Genomic DNA, 1,331 nt, shown 5'->3' with positions numbered 1-1,331 from the left:
GGCAGGGGCGGAGCGGGAACGGTCGCGGGCAGCGGCGGCAGAGGCTGAAGCGGTTGGAGCGGGACGAAGTGCCCCGCGCCCGAGCCGGCCGGGGGCTTGCGGTACAGCACGCCCCACTCCGTGAGCACGGGCTCCAGCGGCGCGTAGTCCGCGAGCGGCGGATCCGACGGACCCGTGAACAGATACCCGCCGTCCTCCAGCGACGCATGGAGCCTGCGCGCCACGCCCTCGATGGTGGCGCGGTTGAAGTAGATGAGGACGTTGCGGCAGAAGATGACGTCCAGCTGCCAGACGCCGCTCTCCGCGGACGGCCACGTCTCCAGCGCCAGGTTGAGGTAGCCCAGCTGCACGTGGCGCTTCACGTCCGGGGACAGCCAGTAGAAGCGGCCCTCCTGCTTCAAGTGGGGGCGCATGCGGTCCGCGGAGGGACCGCGCAGGGACCAGTCCGTGTAGCGGGCCTGCTGGGCGCGCTGCAGCGCCGTGCGCGACACGTCCGTCGCGCGCACGGACATGCGCTCCTCCCAGCCCTCGGCCATCAGCAGCGCGGCGATGGAGTAGGGCTCCTCGCCGGACGAGCACGCCGCGCTCCACGCGCGCAGCAGGTGTTCCTGTCCCCGGCGCTCGCGCAGCTCCGGCAGCACCACGCGGCGCAGGTGGTCGAAGTGCTCGTGGGTGCGGAAGAAGTACGTCTCCCCGATGGTGAGCTCGGTGAGCAGGTCGTCGAACAGCGCGTTGTCGTAGGACAGCTCGCGCAGGTAGGCGTCCACGTCCTCCTGGTTGGCGCGGGCCATGGCGCGCTGGATGCCTTCCATCGCGGCGGCCAGGCAGCTGGGCGCGGCGAGCCCCGCGCGCTCCTCCACCAGGGCGAGCACCTCCTTGAAACCCCGGGGGAGGACGCCGCCAATCAAGCGGGCTCCGGAAGGGCTCCGAGCGCGGTGTCGAGTTGCAGCGCCTCCGCCTCGGAGAGGAACGCGCGCAGGTCGTGCACGAGCACCAGCCCGTCCGGAAGCTTCGCGGCTCCGGCCACGAAGCCCACGCCCGGCAGCTCCCGGGGGGACGGGTCCCACTCCGCGGCGGTGACGGCGTGCAGCCCTTCGGCCCGGTCCACGCGCATCGCCACGCGCCGGCCACCGGCGGACGCGACGATGAAGTGGTCCATGGGGGACAGGGCGCGAGCGGGGTGGCGGAAGCGGCGGCGCAGGTCCAGCACGGGCAAGAGGTCCCCGCGCAGGTTGAGCAGTCCCTCCACCACGTCGGGCGCCTGGGGCAGGGGCGTGAGGCGCGCGGCGCGCACCAGCTCGCGCACGTCCTCCACGGGCAGGCCATAGCGC

The 1,331-nt window shown here is 73.2% G+C and carries 2 protein-coding genes; both read right to left on the bottom strand.

Annotated features, from left to right (window positions below; translation table 11 throughout):
• Positions 1-908, bottom strand: a 908-nt coding sequence (locus tag D7X55_RS39445) for a protein-glutamate O-methyltransferase CheR (protein ID WP_233610372.1), incomplete at its 3' end; no start/stop codon positions are given.
• A partial coding sequence (locus D7X55_RS39440) for a chemotaxis protein CheW (protein ID WP_147470424.1) occupies positions 905-1,331 on the bottom strand: 427 nt, incomplete at its 5' end. The genes D7X55_RS39445 and D7X55_RS39440, both read right to left, overlap by 4 nt.

The organism is Corallococcus sp. AB049A (genome assembly GCF_003668885.1).
Classification (GTDB): domain Bacteria; phylum Myxococcota; class Myxococcia; order Myxococcales; family Myxococcaceae; genus Corallococcus; species Corallococcus interemptor.
Note: the sequence above shows the minus strand (reverse complement) of the source record. Positions and strands in the feature narration are given on the sequence as shown.